Source organism: Emticicia sp. SJ17W-69 (genome assembly GCF_051209875.1).
Lineage (GTDB): Bacteria > Bacteroidota > Bacteroidia > Cytophagales > Spirosomataceae > Emticicia.
This window is the reverse complement of the sequence record NZ_JBNTQY010000001.1, coordinates 3,486,120-3,503,256: the sequence shown is the minus strand read 5'-3', so window position 1 is coordinate 3,503,256 and position 17,137 is coordinate 3,486,120. Positions and strand designations below refer to the sequence as shown.

The following is a 17,137-nucleotide window of genomic DNA, read 5'->3' as shown; positions in this document are numbered from 1 at the left end:
AAATTATAACAAAATTCTAAGCCGTTTTCAAAACTTCAAAACGGCGTTGTAACAAAGCAAATCCACCAAAAAGGATACTTGAAAAGAATAAATCTCCTAAGATTTGATTTTTCAAGAAAGGAATTCCTGCTGTGTAAGAAGCAATGATTCCTGTTAAATTATGTGGGTAATTTCCCAAATTTGGGTCAGGAATTGCCGCTTCTGGATATAAAAATGCAAAGTTTGTAATCAAAAAGAAAATCAATGAACTTGCCACTGAAGCCGAAATTACTCGAACAGGGTTAACTGTTTTCAGTAAATTCATTCCAAGAACAGCAACCAAAGTAAAAGCTGCATAAATTATAAGCATGCCTGAATGAAATCCGTAACCAGTTGTAATTTCAAGAATGGTATCACTTAAAAGCATTGCTGCCATTGGTAACATTATCGCTTGCCAACGATTGGTAAAATATGCTCCACCAAATAGTGCGATTGCTGCGATAGGCGTAAAATTAAACGGATGTGGCAAAAATCTTGACAATGCTGCCAAAACAATGATTGCCACTAATGTCGAAAATCGTGTAATATTCATGTGAAAGAGTTCTGAATTCTAAGTTCTGAGTTCTGAATTGAAAACAAACTTGTTTCAGTGATACAAAAATACAACTCAGAACTCAGAACTCATAATTCAGGACTAAAAAAAGCTCATAACATATAACTATTTTAGTACCCAAGTATCCTTACTGCCTCCACCTTGTGAAGAGTTTACTACCAAAGAACCTTTTTTTAAGGCAACTCTTGTCAATCCACCAGGTGTTACATGAATACCATTGCCATATAAAATATAAGGTCGTAAGTCAATATGACGACCTTCTAAACCATCTTCCACTAAACAAGGGCTACGGGAGAGTGAAATGGTAGGTTGTGCAATATAATTTCTTGGATTTGCCTTGATTCGTTCTCTAAATAGATCATGTTCAGCTTTGTCAGCTTTTGGTCCAATCAACATGCCATATCCACCGGCCTCATTGGCTTCTTTCACAACCAATTTTTCGATATTCTCTAAGACATATTTCATTGAATCGGGCTCACCACAAAGATATGTGTCCACATTTGGAATAAGAGCATCTTCTCCAAGATAATATTTAATGATGCGTGGAACATAAGCATAAACCACTTTGTCATCAGCAACGCCTGTGCCTGGAGCATTGGCTAATCCAATATTCCCTTTTTTATACACATCAAATAAACCAGGAATACCTATTAATGAATGAGGATTAAATGTGAGTGGGTCTAAGAAAGTATCATCTATTCTGCGATAAAGTACATCAACGGTTTTGAACCCTGTGGTTGTTCGCATTTTTAAGTAATCTCCAACAACGACTAAATCTCTGTAATCTACCAATTCTACACCCATTTGTTGAGCTAAATATGAATGTTCAAAATAAGCAGAATTATAAATCCCTGGAGTCAAAACAGCCACAGTTGGATCAGGACGACCAGAGATATAACTTAAAACTTCAAGTAACTTGGCAGGATATTCAGAAATTGAACGGACATTTGATTGTGAGAGTACATCAGGAAAAGTTTGTTTCGATAACTCACGGTTTTCGAGCATATAAGAAACACCTGAGGGACAACGTAAATTATCTTCTAAGACTGTAAATACGCCATTATTGTCTCTAATTAAATCAGTCCCTGTAATATGAATCCAAACTTTCTTGGGTGGTGTAAGACCTATACATTCAGGTAAGAAACCTTTACTTGATTCGATTATTTCACGAGGAATAATGCCATCTTTGATAATTTTCTGCTCATTATAAATGTCTTGCAAAAAAAGATTTAAAGCAGTTATTCGCTGTACTAAACCTTTTTCTAAATTGTCCCATTCGGAAGAATCGATAATTCTTGGTATAACATCAATGGGAATGATTCGTTCTGTGCCACCTTCTTCCGAATAAACATTAAAAGTGATGCCAGCTGAAACCATTGAGCGTTCGGCAGCTTTTTGCTTTTTTGCAAGTTCGTTAAAAGCGAGGTGTTCAATTTTATCTTTCAAAAACTGATTCCCTGCACGAGGCGTACCGTTCTCAGTAACCATTTCATCGAAAAACTTCTCGGTTTTGTAGTTGTTGAAATCGTAATTCATAAGGTTTCTTTGGTATTTGTGTAAATGAAAGTCCAAAATATTATTATTCTGCTAAAATTCAAAGGTATTTATTTATAAATATTTAATTTTGTCCAAACTTACTAAGTTCAACAATCTAATTTAAGGTGAGTGAATTTAGTTTTAAAACTCAAAAATGCGATTATTTTTTTGCCTTTTTCTTCTTACTTATGCTACTTATGCTCAGCAATGGCTTGGCATTTCATCAAGCAATTATGCAGGAACTTATTCCATTTATTCCAATCCTGCAAACGTTGCTGATTCCCGATACAAGTTTTTCTTAAACATTGCAGGTGTAAATGCTGAAATGATAAATAACTATGCTTCGTGGGCAGCTCCATATTCATTTTTAGCTCTTTCGTCCAATACAGTTGCGGATAAATATAGAGGAACAAGCGGTTTAATAATTTTTAAAAATAGCTATTTCCAAGAAAATTTAGGTAAGCCAAATTCAAGTGCTTTCGCAGGTGCAGATATTCGAGGTCCGTCAATGATTTATACCTTTGAAAAGGCAAAGTTGGCTATAGGGCTGAGTTCAAGAGTGCGGACTCTAGCCAATTTAAACAATGTTTCTGCCGATATTGCTCATGTAATTGTAAGTGGTACTGTTTTGCCTAATTTGTATGGACAGGAGCAAAATAATAATCATTTTGCATTGAATTTGAATGCATATTCTGAATTAGGATTAACATTAGGTGCGGTCATTAGAGAACAAGACCAAACTTTTTTGAAAGTAGGCTTGACTGTGAAACGAGTCAATGCTTTAATCAATATTCACGCATTAGCTAATGATATTGATTTTACGATTACCCAAAATACTCAAAGGCCAAACCGCCAAGATGTGTTTTTAAAGAATGCAGAGGGTATTTTTGGGATAACAAAAATTGAAGCATTGAGGAGTGCTAAATTTTCAACCCAATGGCTTTTTGGAGACTTGGCTGCGGGTACAGGCTATGGATTTGACATTGGAGCAGTCTATGAATTTCGCCCTGATTTTGATAAATATGATGTAAGATTCAAAGGAAAATGGTTAACGGATGGGTCTAAAAATAAATACCTGTATCGAATTGGTGTTTCTTTGTTAGATATTGGTCAAATGAATTTTGTAAATCCGAAATACGTTTATGAAACAAACATTGCAGCCAGTAATACTTTGGTTGCTCCAGGTACATTTAATAAAATAGATTCACAAAATAGACTCTATAATCAAATGAACGCTGCATTTGGATTAACCGAATCAAATTACCACAATTCTTTTGTTTCATCATTACCTATGGCTTTTTCGGTAAATATTGATTATAAATTGAAGGAAAAAATATATGTGAATGCAATTTTGGTTCAGGGTTTACGGAATTCAAAAACCATCGGGATGTCACAACCATCGCTATTGGCTATTACTCCTCGTTTTGAATCAAAACATTTAGAAGTATCACTTCCAATTGCTTTAATTAATAATTATCGAAATTTTACGGTTGGATTAATGGGTAGATTTGGCCCTTTATTTATCGGAACAGATAATTTAGGCGGTGTATTAAATATTGCAAATCCGAAAGGAATTAGTACTTATTTTGGATTATTTCTACCTATTTTTAGAAAACTACCTGATTCGCCGAACGACTGCTATGTAGAACAAAAAACTTCATTAAGACAAAATTTAAGGAATATTTTCATTAAACACCAACAGCGTAAAAGATGGAAAGGGTTAAGATAGTTTTGAGTTCTAAGTTTTTTGATAAATGCTAATTTCTTTTCCATTTCAAAGTTTTTACTCAGAACTCAAAATTGAGATCTATTTCTCACTTATGTATCCTATCAAGTCTGCAACTAATCCAGTCCAGCCACATTGATGTGCTGCACCCATGCCTCCACCTGTATCACCATTGAAATATTCGTAGAATAAATGCAAATCTTTGAAATGAGGGTCAGCATCAAACTTTTCAATATTACTCATCACTGGTCGTTTGTTAGCTTCATTTAACTTGAAAATATTAATAAGCCTTTCAGCCACCAATAAAGCAGCTTCTTTGATAGACATAATATGACCTGAATCGGTTGGATATTCTATTTCAAAATCATCACCGTAATAGGCATAAAATTTTAATAAAGAATCAATCAATAAAAAGTTGATTGGAAACCAGATTGGTCCACGCCAATTGGAATTACCACCCATAATGCTCAAATCAGACTCGGCAGGTGTATAATTTACACTCAATATTTCGCCGTGAAGATTAAATCTATAAGGATTATCTTTATGGAATTTTGATAAAGAACGAATACCATAATCCGATAGAAACTCAGCTTCATCAAACATCCTTTTCACCACCATTTTCATACGATGTCCACGAAGAAGTGATAAAAGATGGGTTTCACCTTTACCTGGTTCATTCCATCGTGAAATTAATGAAGCCAAATCAGGTCTATTATTTAATACCCATTCTAACCTTCGTTTAAAATCAGGTAGTTTTGATAACATTTCATCATCAATAATTTCTACCGCAAACAAAGGAATTAAGCCCACGTAAGAGCGAATTTTCATAAAAATCGTTTCACCATTTGGAGCGTGTAGCTTGTCATAATAAAACTGGTCTGCTTCGTCCCAAAGCCCCAAATCATTTCCTTTAATTGGTTTGTTTATGGCGGCGGCAATATGCAAGAAATGCTCAAAAAACTTAGAAGCCATGTCTTGGTAAACAGGTTTTTCGAGAGAAATTTCACACGCAATACGTAGCATATTGAGTGTGTACATTGCCATCCAACCTGTGGCATCGGCTTGTTCAAGTTTTACTCCAGGAATTTGGGCATTTCTATCAAAAACGCCTATATTATCCAATCCTAAAAATCCACCGCCAAAAATATTATTTCCTTCTTCATCTTTCTGATTGACCCACCATGTAAAATTGATCAAAAGTTTATGAAAAACTTTCTCTAAAAAAGCTAAATCACCTTTACCATTATTTGCATTTTTATCAATTTCATACACTTTCCAAGTGGCCCAAGCGTGTACAGGAGGATTTACATCTGAGAAATTCCATTCATAGGCAGGAATTTGACCATTGGGGTGCATATAATATTCACGCAAAACTACAGCCAATTGTCTTTTGGCAAAATCAGCGTCAATGCGTGCTAAAGTAAGGGTATGAAAAGCCAAATCCCAAGCAGCAAACCAAGGGTATTCCCACTTATCAGGCATTGAAAGGATATTGGCCATGTAGGCATGTCTCCATGTGCTATTTCTTGGGAAAGCCCTGCCTTTAAACTCAAAAGGCATTTTTGGGTCTCCTTTGAGCCATTCATTGATATTATAATAATAAAACTGCTTGTTCCACATCATTCCAGCAAATGCTTGCCTTTGGATGTTTTTTAATTCTTCAGTTTTTATTTCTTTTTGTAAATCTGTATAAAAATCATCTGCTTCCTTTAGTCTAAGTGCAAATATGTCATCAAAATCAACAAAAGGATTATTATTATGAGTATTTTGACTAAATCTCAAGCGAATAGTAAAACTCTCACCACCTGCAATTTTTTTAGTATATTTAGCAGCAGCTTTTGTACCAATTCTATTAGGATTCAATACATTTTGCTTGCCACCAACTATATAATTATTAATTCCATCTTTTACATACATAGATGTATTTGGCTTGCCAAATACTCGCTCTATATTCGTTTCATTTTCGCAAAAAAGCAATTCATCAGCCCCTTCAACATACAGTTTGTATTTACCCAAAAGTTGATGATTGACTTCTATTTGGCTTTTGGCAATACCTGTCAACATTGGGCTTTTTTTATAGGCATCATAACCCCAAGACCAAGTATTACGAAACCATAATGTTGGTAAAATAGTAAGCGGGGCTGCTTTTTTATGACGATTATGAGCAGTTATTTTTATGAGAATGTCATTTTCATCAGCTTTTGCATATTCGATGAAAATATCAAAATACTCATTATTATCAAAAATTCCCGTCTCATTGATTTCAAATTCAGGGTCTTTTCTATTACGCTTTTGATTCTCTTCAATGATTTGTTTATATGGAAATTCATTTTGAGGGTATTTATATAGCATTTTCATGTATGAGTGTGTAGGAGTACTATCCAAATAATAGTACAATTCTTTCACATCCTCGCCATGATTTCCTTCTGAACCTGCTAATCCATATAAACGTTCTTTTAATATTTTATCTTGGTGATTCCAAAATGAAAATGCCAAGCAAATATGTTGTTTATTATCCGAAATCCCGCCAATGCCATCTTCTCCCCAACGATAAGCACGTGAGCGAGCCATATCATGAGGAATATAATCCCACGCATTGCCATAAACGCTATAGTCTTCTCTTACTGTTCCCCACTGCCGTTCTGATAGGTAAGGTCCCCATTTTTTCCAGCCTTTGTTGTCTTTTCTTTGGTTTAACCGAATTTTCTCTTGTATTTCCGTCATTTCCTCAATTATTTATTGTGGTATTTGCAAAAATATAAAAAAATATAAAGGAGAAAAGGCATAAACACGAATCACTTATAATAGTGATAAAAGTTGTTGAAATAGTTCTAAAAAAAGATAGACGATATAATTTATTACATTATCTATTTTACATAAAATATTTAACAAACTTTGAATCTCTATTTTATTCTTGTTTTTACTACACTTGCTGCTTTAATTTTTTCCTCAAGGGCTATTTTTGCATTTTCTTGGTCTTGTTTGTTAGAAATTTGGTCTTTTAGGAGTTTTTCAAGTTCAACTCTATTTTCTTCAATTTCTTTTAATAATTTTTCTTTTTCTCGCTTATTTTTCTCAATATCACGAGCAATCTTATCTCCCGTTTTGTTAACTCGGTCAAGATTTTTTTGTGATTCTTCTGCATCACGGTCTGCCAAACGAACATCTTCATTTTGCATGGCAAACGCATAAAAATCCTTTAAAAGTTTTTCTACTCCATCATAATTTTTGCTGTTTTGAGATACCATATTGCCTCCACCAGTATCAAATGAGGCAAATACTTTAGTTTTTTGTTTTTGCTCCGATGTAACCTTGGTCATTAAATTAATGGGATCAGCTGAAATCTCAGGAAGATTGGCCGCAGCAATATTATATACCTCACGGCTCTGTGAAACACCACCAAATTTTGAAATAAATAGCGACCAGTCTTTTTCTATATATTTTTTATCAATGCTGAGGGTCATATAAAAACCTTCTTTACGGTCTTTTCCAAAAACTTCCGAACCACTTAGTATGGTTTGGGCAAAGCTACACTGACAGAAAATGAGTAGAGCAATCAAAATAAATGATTTTTTCATAAGATGTAATGTTTTTTATAATATTGGACGGTTAGAATTTTTATTTGTAACGTAATATACTTAAAAAATTTATGATTTAATATTTTGCATTTACACAAAATTTTAATTTTCAATGACTATTTTCTTACAAATCAAAACGATTTTCTGTTTTTCGTGGTTCTCTGTAGCAAACAAATAATAATCTCCGCCATCTCGTAAGCCCAATTTCTTTTTTATCTCTTCAGGCTTCATGGGGAAATTTCGGGTACTGATATTTGCCTTATTATCAGTTAATTTTGCTAAAATTTCTTTTTTATCAAACTTGCTTATGGCTTCGCAAATAAAACTCCTACCTGGGAAGTTTTCAAGCAAAGTTTCAGATGTATAAAGATGGCTACTTGGTGCTAATTTGTTGATATTGAGCTTGTTAGCAATGCTTTTAAAAGCTCCTGCTTTCAGAATTGACGCATTTGGCTCATAAATGTATTTTTGTGGTTTTGAGTAAATGATTTTGGCGTTTTGTTCAGAATCATAATCCAATTCAAATACTTGTTTTTGACCATTTGAAAGAAAATTGATGCAATGAATAGATACTTTTTCAATCGTTTTTTTTCCAAGAAACAGCAATTCTTTCACTTCATTTTCAACGGCAACAATATGTACTTCTGAAATATTTTGTAATTGCTCTAAAGCCAATTTTATATCAAGCATGGGTGAAAATTTTACCATGTAATTTTCAAATAAGTGCTTGATTTGCAGTATATTAGGTTCGCATTCTTCAATCTTGAAAACTTTATTTTTTGAAGCATCTCGGCGATGGGGATCAAGGTAATAATTTGTGAATGAATGACTATTTGAATGAGTGAATGAAACCGAATTTTCATTAATAGTTTCAATGTTTTTTTGACCTAAAACCTCAAAATTGTACTCAGCAATTTGAGCCAAGAGTGAGTTTTGTTCAATATAAGTTACTGATTCGAAAACTTGTGCTAAAGCATACGAATCCAAGCCCATTCCACCTGTAAGGTCGATACATTTTTTAGCTTTTACTTCATTAATAAAATTAAAGAATACCTTTGCTTTGTAGTTTGAAGTCGTTTCGGAAGAAGCTTGTTCAACTGAAAGAATAGGGGGGAAGATGACATTTTCATTAACAGACCAAGTCGGCAATTTGTCTTTTGATTTTTGTTTGGCGAGCCACTGGTCGGCAATTAATGGAAGTAGCGAAGCATCATATTTTTTTTGATTTTTTAAAATAAATGCTTGAATATTAGTTGTTTGTATGTCTTTCGCAATTTGACTTGCTTTAATAAGCCTTTCTAAATCCATTGAGATTTTTAAATTCAAATGTGTCACATCTCAAAGATGTGGCACATTTCTTTAATTAATTTGTATAAATTTGCATTTCATCAATTCAAAATTATGCTAAGTTTTTGGGAAAAAGATATTTTTTTAAAGAAATACGACATAATTATCATCGGTGCTGGATTTTCGGGACTGTGGCTAGCCTATTTTTTGAAAAAAGCAAAGCCCAACCTCGAAATATGTATCCTTGATTCGGGTATTTTACCTACTGGGGCTAGTACTAAAAATGCAGGTTTTTCCTGTTTTGGAAGCCCGACTGAATTACTTGAAAATATTAAAACAATGGGCAATGATGCAGCAATGTTTTGGGCTGAAGAGCGATTCAAAGGTATTGGTATAATTCATCAACATTTTGGCTCAGAAATTGATTATGAGCCATGTGGTGGAACAGAGCTTTTTGATGACCAAGCAATATTTAAAGAAACAAAAGACCAAATTTCTATATTAAATCATCATTTGAAAGAAATTACTGGTAAGACAGAGCATTTTTATGAAAACGATGAAGTCATTAGCTCATGTGGGTTTCAAGGTTTCTCCAACGCTATTTCAAATACTGCTGAGGGTTCTATTCATAGTGGGAAATTGATCAATGCTTTGCAGGAAACTCTTTATGCGATGAAAGTGAGAATTTTCTTTGGAGTAGCTGTCAAAAATTATGAAGTTGTCAATGATAGTGTGAGAGTTTTTGCTGAGAATGGACTTGAATTTAAAGCACGACATTTATCTATTGCTACTAATGCTTTCACCAAGAAATTGTTGCCCGAAGTAGATTTATATCCAGGTCGTGGGCAGGTTTTTATTACCGAACCTATTGATGGTTTAAACTGGAAAGGTACATTTCATTTTGATAAGGGTTATTATTATTTCAGAAATTATCAAAATCGTGTTTTATTCGGAGGAGGAAGAAATCTTAATTTTGAAATAGAAAATACAAATGAGTTTGGCTTGACAGATTTGGTTCAAAATATGCTTGAGAAATTATTATATGAAAATATTATTCCTAAATATAAAAGTATAAAAATTGACCAACGCTGGAGTGGAATCATGGCCTTTGACCAAACAAAAACACCAATAAGTAAATGCCTCAACCCACAAATTTCATTGAGTGTAAGAATGAATGGTATGGGTGTAGCTTTGGCTCCAACTTTGGCAGAAAAATTAGCAAAAGAAATTCAAATACACATATAATCTACAATATTATTTATAATTGTAAGTTTGATATAGGTATGCTATCAAGAAAATCAATGGTTAATGGACTTTAATACAATCCAAGTAAAATTATCAATGTGAAACCTTTTATTTTTAATTATCGTTTAATAAATTTCGTCTTAATATTATTTCTTTTCATCCTTCCTCTATGCTTCAACGCATCTTAGTCATTATTCTATTGATGTCAGTCGAATTTTCGACTATCAAAGAATATTTTAGTGACTTTAAAGAAAATGTTGAAGTAAATGATATTGAAGATCAGAATGAAAGCGAAGATTTTTCAAAAGAAATCATAGATAAGTTTTTTGTTGAAAAAACCATATTCCATTTTTCTATAATGGAAGTAATGATTAAAAATACTGTATGTGATGATGTGATTTCAATCATATCCAATCCCTTTAAGTCGATAGACTCTCCACCTCCTCAAATTCTTTTTGTTTAAAAACAGGCAATCATGGATTGGTGTGTCAAACACTCGATTTCCATTATTCTCTAAACTTTACTTACGGCATTATATAAGTTTTGCTGTAAGCCATATTGTTTATTCAACCAATATGGAAAGTTTTGCTATTAAAAACTAAAAGATAATCATGAAATCCTTATTGAATTTTAAACATATTAAATCGGACTTACCCTCTGGTTTAGTAGTCTTTTTGGTCGCTTTGCCACTTTGTTTAGGTGTAGCATTGGCTTCTGGAGCTCCACTTATTTCTGGTGTCATTGCTGGCGTGGTAGGTGGTATTTTAGTTGGAACTCTCAGTGGTTCACAGCTAGGTGTTAGTGGCCCAGCGGCAGGCCTTACTGTAATCGTGCTAAATGCCATTACCGAAATTGGAGCTTACGACTCGTTCTTATTAGCGGTTGTTTTGGCTGGCTTTTTTCAAATAGTTTTAGGGGCTGTAAAAGCTGGAGTAATAGGCTACTATTTCCCCTCTTCAGTAATCAAAGGAATGCTAACAGCTATCGGGATTATTATTATTTTGAAACAAATACCCCATGCAATGGGCATAGATTTAGACTATGAAGGAGATGAAGATTTTTTTCAAAAAGATGGTCAAAATACATTTACCGAATTAATGCGTGTGCGTGAACTTTTTAATGAAGGAGCTTTAATTATTGGATTGGTTTCCTTAGGAATTATGATTTTATGGGAACAATCATTTGTTAAAAAAAATAAGGTCTTAAATATGATTCCCGCTCCTTTGTTGGTGGTTGTTATTGGTATTATTCTGAATAACGGACTTACAATCTTGCCTTCATTCTTTCATCTCGAAAGTAGCCATTTGGTAACTTTACCCATAACCAATTCACTTTCAGACTTTTCAAATTTAATTCAATTACCTAATTTTTCGGCCATTTCAAATCCAATTATTTGGAAAACGGCGGGTGTAATAGCTATAATTGCAAGCCTTGAAACATTGCTTAGTGTTGAAGCTACTGATAAACTTGACCCAGATTCAAGAATTACGCCGACCAATCGAGAATTGCTTGCACAAGGGACTGGTAATATTGTTTCAGGACTTTTTGGTGGTTTACCATTAACACAGGTTATTGTGAGAAGTTCTGCAAATATCCAAGCTGGCGGAAAAACAAATCTTGCTACTGTATTTCATGGATTTATCTTACTGATTTGTACTTTGGCGATTCCAAGCATACTCAATCAAATTCCGTTGGCTTCACTGGCAATTGTATTGATTATGGTAGGGTATAAATTAGCAAAACCCAGCATTTTTAAACAAGTTTTTAAAGAAGGACAAGATCAATTTGTTCCGTTTGCCATAACTGTTGTTGCTGTTGTGTTTACTGATTTACTAAAAGGCATTGGTATCGGTGTTTTTGTGGCTATGATTTATATTCTTTATACCAATTATAAAGGGTCAATGTCATTTATGAGAGATGGCAACAATGTATTGATTCAATTTAATAAAGATATTTTTTACTTCAATAAATCAGAATTGAAGCAAAAGTTAGCCTCTTTACAAGAAGGAGATAATGTATTTATTGATGGGGTAAAAGCCTCATTTATCGACCATGATATTTATATCACGTTAGAGGAATTTCAACGTGAGGTAAAAGCAAGAAATATTGATGTAGAATTTAAAGGAATTTCACGTAAACAACTAAATTATGAAAAAAATAATGCAATCGTATCAAAAGCTCCTGTTAGCAAATAAAGCTTGGGCTGCTGAAAAATTAAGAATTGATGAATCTTATTTTGAGGATTTAGCCTCGCATCAAAATCCTGAATTTTTATGGATTGGCTGTGCAGATAGCCGTGTACCTGCCGACCAAGTGACAGGTACACAACCAGGCGAGATATTTGTGCATCGCAATGTAGCCAATTTAGTAGTGCATACCGATATTAATATGTTGAGTGTGCTGCAATATGCCGTTGAGGTACTGAAAGTTAAGCATGTATTGGTGGTAGGTCATTATAATTGTGGTGGTGTAAAGGCTTCAATGGATAATAAAGATTATGGATTGATCAATAAATGGCTTAGAAATATCAAAGATGTGTATGTAAAGCATCAATCTGAGCTTGATACGATTAGTGATGAGCATCAGAAATTTGACCGATTGGTAGAACTAAATGTGACAGAACAAGTAAGGAACTTGGCAAAAACAACCATTATTCAGAAAGCATGGGCGGCTGGAGATTATCCACATCTACACGGTTGGGTTCTTGACTTGAACACGGGTCTTATCAAGACCATCATGGAGATTTTGCCTGATGATTTGAATGCAATCGAAGAAGTTTATAGGTATGATTTACCTAAAAAAGAACTTTCAGAAGTAATGCACTGATTTATTTTCATAAATAAAAAAAAGCTATCAAACATCTAAGTTTTGATAGCTTTTTTTGTTTAAGCTATTCAAAAATTCAAACTTTTATTTGAAAAAAACTAAAGCCATTTTGTTTCAAAATATCAAATTTATTTCAAGAAAAAATAAAAAAAAATCTTGAAATAATCTATCTTTGCTAAGAAAGTATATCTTTGCTAAAAAAATATAGATAACATGAACCTACCAAACTGCCCTCAATGCAACTCTGATAACATCTCCAGAAACGGTATAATCAAAGAGCGTCAACGCTTCAAGTGTAAAGATTGTGGCTATAATTTTACGGTTGAAAAAATTGGTAAAAGTATTGAAAGTTATTATGTGATAAAAGCTTTACAACTGTATATTGAGGGTGTAAGTTATCGTGAAATCGAGCGAATATTAGGTGTTAGCCACGTTTCAGTGATGAATTGGGTCAAAAAGTATCAAGTTAAGATTCCAAAGCAAACACTTTATCATCCGACTTATAAAGTCATGAATCATAAAGAATTGGCCGAATTTTATGCCAATCGTGAGAACCTAAAAGGTGCTGGAATGATAGTCACGGAGCTGGGAGATAAATTTATGCTTATCAAATGGGAAAGATTTAAAAAGTAAATCAAAATTTTACTTTTTTAGCTGGGAAAGTAGGATAAATATTGGAAAAGTACAATCTAATAGCAAAATACTCTATCAATTCTATCTATTGGAAGAAATACTGTAATAGCAATCATGTAGTTATTAAATTCAAAATATAATTTTGAATTTAATAAAATAACAAAATATTGTTTTTATTTTTGTGCAATATGTTTACTTATGTTCTATTTTTTAAGAAAATTTAAAGTGCAATTATATCTATCGGTTTTTACCAAAGCTATATCAAGAATTAGTTTAGCATAGGATTTATTAAAAGTTTTGTGTCGTAAAACGTACAACAAAACCATAATAAAAGACCTATTGACATGAAAAAAGTAATTTACCCTTTAATGCTGAGTGGCTTGTTGCTCAATCAAGCGATTGCACAAGAGAAAAAAGTAGAAGAAAAAAAATCGGAAACAACTGCTCCAGTAGCAAAACCACAACCAGCTTTTGGTGCAGTAATTGGTGGATTTGTCAGAACAGACTACATTTGGGATTCAAGAAAAAGTGCTCAAGTAAGAGAGGATAACTTAAATCTTTATCCACTTGATGTTGCAAAAGATGCCAGTGGAAAAGATTTGAACGCAGTGCCTCAATCAAATTTTTTGTCGATAACCACTAGAATGAATTTGAAAATCACTGGTCCTGATGCTTTTGGAGCAAAAACTTCAGCTTTTTTAGAAGGAGATTTTTTTGGGAATTTTGAAGGAAGTATCGCTTTATTTCGTTTAAGACATGCCAATGCAAGTTTAGATTGGGCGAAAACAAAACTTACTTTAGGACAAACTTGGTATCCACAATTTATTCCTGAATGTTTTCCAGGAGTTGCTAATTTTAGTACAGGTATTTTATTTAATCCATTTGGTTGGGCTACCCAAGCACGTTTGACTCGCTCGCTTAGTAACAACACAAGTTTTGCTCTTTCAATTTACAAAGACCGGGAATTTGGAGCAGTCTCAGCTACTGGTATAAACAATGAGGCTTCATCAAATAGTGTCTTACCAACCATTCATGGAAATTTACAATTCAAAAATGCAAAAATATTGATGGGGATTGGAGCTGAATACCGTTCACTCAGACCAAGAATGACAATTTCAACTGGTACACCAGCAGTGACAGTTGAAAATCCAGGAAAAGTAAATAGTGTTACTATTAATGCTTATGCTAAATATACTGGTAAAAAAGCAACTTTGAAAGTTTATGGTATTTTAGGGCAAAATGTTACACACTTGGTGATGTTGGGAGGTTATTTAGGTTATAATTCAACAACTGACCCGGTTACAGAAATATACAAACCTACCAAAACAAATGCCTTTTGGTTTGAAATAATGAGCAATCATGCAAAAGTTGCTCCTGCTTTATTTGTAGGATATACGATCAATAACGGTGCTGATGTGCAAGGAAAAACGCCGTATGCAAGAGGATTGACTGTAGAAAAACGCACAGTTAAAGATGTTGTCAGGGCAGCTGGTAGAATTGATTTTAAATCAGGAAAGATGAGATTCTCTCCAGAATTGGAATACACAGGAGCCAATTGGGGTACATCTGACAAATCGGGTAAAGTAACAGGTACACTGACAAATGTAGGCAATGTGAGATTTTTATTTTCAACCGCTTTTAACTTTTAATAAAACGAATCATTTATCAAATATTCATTAAAATTATCAACCCTAAAATTTATTTTACAACCTTCTAACAATTAAAGTTTATGTCTGAAAAAAAACAAAGTCTTGGTTATATCATCGGAGCATCTTCGGTTGGTACGCTTATCGAATGGTACGATTTTTACATCTTTGGAAGTTTGGCTACAGTTTTAGCAACTAAGTTTTTTCCAAGTGATAATCAAGCAGCCGCATTTTTAAATACATTGGCAACTTTCGCCGCAGGTTTTGTCGTTCGTCCATTTGGAGCATTATTCTTTGGACGATTAGGTGACTTAATTGGCCGTAAATATACCTTCATGGTAACACTAATGCTAATGGGTGGAGCAACATTCGCCATTGGTTTGATTCCGAGTTATGAGACAATTGGTTATTTAGCACCTCTCTTGGTTTTGATATTGCGTTTATTGCAAGGCTTGGCTTTGGGTGGAGAATACGGTGGTGCAGCAACTTATGTTGCAGAACATTCACCAGCCGAAAAAAGAGGTTATTGGACCTCATGGATTCAGACAACAGCTACGGTAGGTTTGTTTATTTCACTTGGCGTAATCATGCTTACTCGTGCATCAATGAGCAAAGAAGCATTTGATGAATATGGTTGGAGAATTCCATTTTTGTTATCAAGTGTCATGGTTTTTGTCTCTTTCTTGATTCGTAGAAATATGGCAGAATCGCCTCTTTTTGCCAAAGCAAAAGCCGAAGGAAAAACTTCTTCTAACCCTCTAAAAGAATCATTTGGAAATAAATACAACTTTAAATTTGTGTTATTAGCACTCTTCGGTGCAACAATGGGACAAGGAGTTGTATGGTACACTGGGCAGTTTTATGCACAAACATTTTTACTGAAAATTTGTAATATTGATGACATCCAAGCCAATACCATTATGATGTGGGGTTTATTGTTAGGTACACCATTATTTATAATTTTTGGTTCACTTTCTGATAAAATTGGTAGAAAAGGTATTATGTTGGCAGGTATGTTATTGGCAGTTATCTGTTATCGACCAATTTTTGATAAAATTTACCAAACCGTCAATGTGAAAAATAAAGAAGTAGTGGCGGGTTCAGAAAAAATTGATATTGCCAAAAGCTTAGTACCAAATTCAACGGTAGATTCGCTTACAACCACCACAACAACTCGTGAATATGCTGATGGTACAAAATTCAAGGAAGTTAAAAAAGTAACAACTTTGGCCGATAAATCAAAAGAATCGCCGAAACCTGACGTAAAGAAAACGATTACCATTACCGATAGCGATAAATGGACTTTAGTATTGATGGTTTTTTGCTTGGTAGTGTTTGTAACAATGGCCTATGGTCCAATTGCAGCTTTCTTGGTTGAAATGTTCCCAACCAAAATCCGATATACATCAATGTCATTACCTTACCACGTAGGTAACGGTATCTTTGGTGGATTGCTCCCAGCTATTGCTACATTTTTGGTGACACAAGCAGGTGATGCAAACAAGAAAGCTGAAGAATTAGGTCAAGCTGCTACTTATGCTAAGCCTTATTTGGAAGGTTTAAATTACCCAATGCTCATCGCAGGAGTTTGTTTTGTGATTGGTTTAGTATTTATCAATGGTAAGGATAAAAGCGTAAATGACTAACAATCAGTTAATTATCAATTATTAATCTTCAATTATTAAGAAAATGAATATATTAAAAAAAGTTATCGGACTGTTAGCAATTTTGATTGGCATTGCTGCTGGATATTATTTGATCATTAATCAAGCAGTTCCGTTGTGGGTGAAAGGTGGAAATGATTTAGTACCTGCCATTATCTATACTTTTGTTTTGGCTCCAATTATTACTTTAGGAATGATTATTTTTGGGAAATACGCCCTGCAAGGAGAGTTTGACTCTTTAGACTAATGATTGGCTTATTTTGATTCAACTATCAAAAAGCCAGTTTTATCAAAGATAAGATTAAAATATCATAATTAAGGCTTAGGGTTTAAGAGCAATGTATGTCAGGAGAGGCAAAATGCCCACTGGCATACATTCTTAGTTTATAGGTTGAATTGTCTAT

14 protein-coding genes are annotated in these 17,137 nt (G+C 33.8%); 9 read left to right on the top strand and 5 right to left on the bottom strand.

Translation table 11 applies throughout. From position 1 onward, the window contains the following. Nucleotides 1-16: 16 nt before the first annotated feature. Complete coding sequence (locus ACQUQZ_RS14280; protein ID WP_435355676.1) at nt 17-571, bottom strand: DUF6580 family putative transport protein; 555 nt, start codon at nt 569-571, stop codon at nt 17-19. Between the two features lie 126 nt (nt 572-697). Then, the gene (locus ACQUQZ_RS14275; RefSeq protein WP_435355675.1) at nt 698-2,128 is read right to left on the bottom strand and encodes a circularly permuted type 2 ATP-grasp protein; all 1,431 of its coding nucleotides are present in this window, start codon (nt 2,126-2,128) and stop codon (nt 698-700) included. A gap of 154 nt (nt 2,129-2,282) precedes the next feature. Here ACQUQZ_RS14275 and ACQUQZ_RS14270 point away from each other — a divergent pair, with 154 nt between their 5' ends. Then, the gene (locus ACQUQZ_RS14270; RefSeq protein ID WP_435355674.1) at nt 2,283-3,857 is read left to right on the top strand and encodes a DUF5723 family protein; all 1,575 of its coding nucleotides are present in this window, start codon (nt 2,283-2,285) and stop codon (nt 3,855-3,857) included. A gap of 78 nt (nt 3,858-3,935) precedes the next feature. Here the strand turns inward: ACQUQZ_RS14270 and ACQUQZ_RS14265 are convergent, their stop codons facing one another. From ACQUQZ_RS14265 to ACQUQZ_RS14255, 3 genes are all read right to left on the bottom strand, one after another. After that, the gene (locus tag ACQUQZ_RS14265; RefSeq protein WP_435355673.1) at nt 3,936-6,578 is read right to left on the bottom strand and encodes an MGH1-like glycoside hydrolase domain-containing protein; all 2,643 of its coding nucleotides are present in this window, start codon (nt 6,576-6,578) and stop codon (nt 3,936-3,938) included. Nucleotides 6,579-6,757: 179 nt separating this feature from the next. Then, a complete protein-coding gene (locus ACQUQZ_RS14260) occupies nt 6,758-7,432 on the bottom strand; it encodes a hypothetical protein (protein ID WP_435355672.1) in 675 nt (224 codons plus the stop codon). A 102-nt stretch (nt 7,433-7,534) separates the two neighbouring features. Beyond that, complete coding sequence (locus tag ACQUQZ_RS14255; protein ID WP_435355671.1) at nt 7,535-8,740, bottom strand: THUMP-like domain-containing protein; 1,206 nt, start codon at nt 8,738-8,740, stop codon at nt 7,535-7,537. A 93-nt stretch (nt 8,741-8,833) separates the two neighbouring features. Here ACQUQZ_RS14255 and ACQUQZ_RS14250 point away from each other — a divergent pair, with 93 nt between their 5' ends. The 8 genes from ACQUQZ_RS14250 (at nt 8,834) to ACQUQZ_RS14215 (ending at nt 16,980) form a co-directional block, all read left to right on the top strand. Then, nucleotides 8,834-9,964, top strand: a complete 1,131-nt coding sequence (locus ACQUQZ_RS14250; RefSeq protein WP_435355670.1) for an NAD(P)/FAD-dependent oxidoreductase — start codon at nt 8,834-8,836, stop codon at nt 9,962-9,964. A gap of 169 nt (nt 9,965-10,133) precedes the next feature. Beyond that, nucleotides 10,134-10,427 carry a hypothetical protein gene (locus ACQUQZ_RS14245; protein ID WP_435355669.1) on the top strand — a complete coding sequence of 98 codons (294 nt, stop codon included), beginning with the start codon at nt 10,134-10,136 and terminating at the stop codon, nt 10,425-10,427. Nucleotides 10,428-10,575: 148 nt separating this feature from the next. After that, nucleotides 10,576-12,159, top strand: coding sequence for a SulP family inorganic anion transporter (locus ACQUQZ_RS14240; RefSeq protein ID WP_435355668.1), 1,584 nt, complete (start codon nt 10,576-10,578; stop codon nt 12,157-12,159). Next, nucleotides 12,125-12,790, top strand: a complete 666-nt coding sequence (locus ACQUQZ_RS14235) for a carbonic anhydrase (protein ID WP_435357657.1) — start codon at nt 12,125-12,127, stop codon at nt 12,788-12,790. Before ACQUQZ_RS14240 ends, ACQUQZ_RS14235 begins: the two co-directional genes overlap by 35 nt. 213 nt (nt 12,791-13,003) lie before the next feature. Next, nucleotides 13,004-13,423 carry a transposase gene (locus tag ACQUQZ_RS14230; protein WP_435355667.1) on the top strand — a complete coding sequence of 140 codons (420 nt, stop codon included), beginning with the start codon at nt 13,004-13,006 and terminating at the stop codon, nt 13,421-13,423. A gap of 344 nt (nt 13,424-13,767) precedes the next feature. Next, nucleotides 13,768-15,072, top strand: a complete 1,305-nt coding sequence (locus ACQUQZ_RS14225) for a hypothetical protein (protein ID WP_435355666.1) — start codon at nt 13,768-13,770, stop codon at nt 15,070-15,072. A gap of 80 nt (nt 15,073-15,152) precedes the next feature. Continuing rightward, nucleotides 15,153-16,715: an MFS transporter gene (locus ACQUQZ_RS14220; RefSeq protein WP_435355665.1), complete on the top strand. Its 1,563-nt coding sequence runs from the start codon at nt 15,153-15,155 to the stop codon at nt 16,713-16,715. Nucleotides 16,716-16,758: 43 nt separating this feature from the next. Beyond that, on the top strand, nt 16,759-16,980 hold the full coding sequence (locus ACQUQZ_RS14215; RefSeq protein ID WP_435355664.1) for a DUF6814 family protein: 222 nt from the start codon (nt 16,759-16,761) through the stop codon (nt 16,978-16,980). The last annotated feature ends 157 nt before the right edge of the window (nt 16,981-17,137 follow it).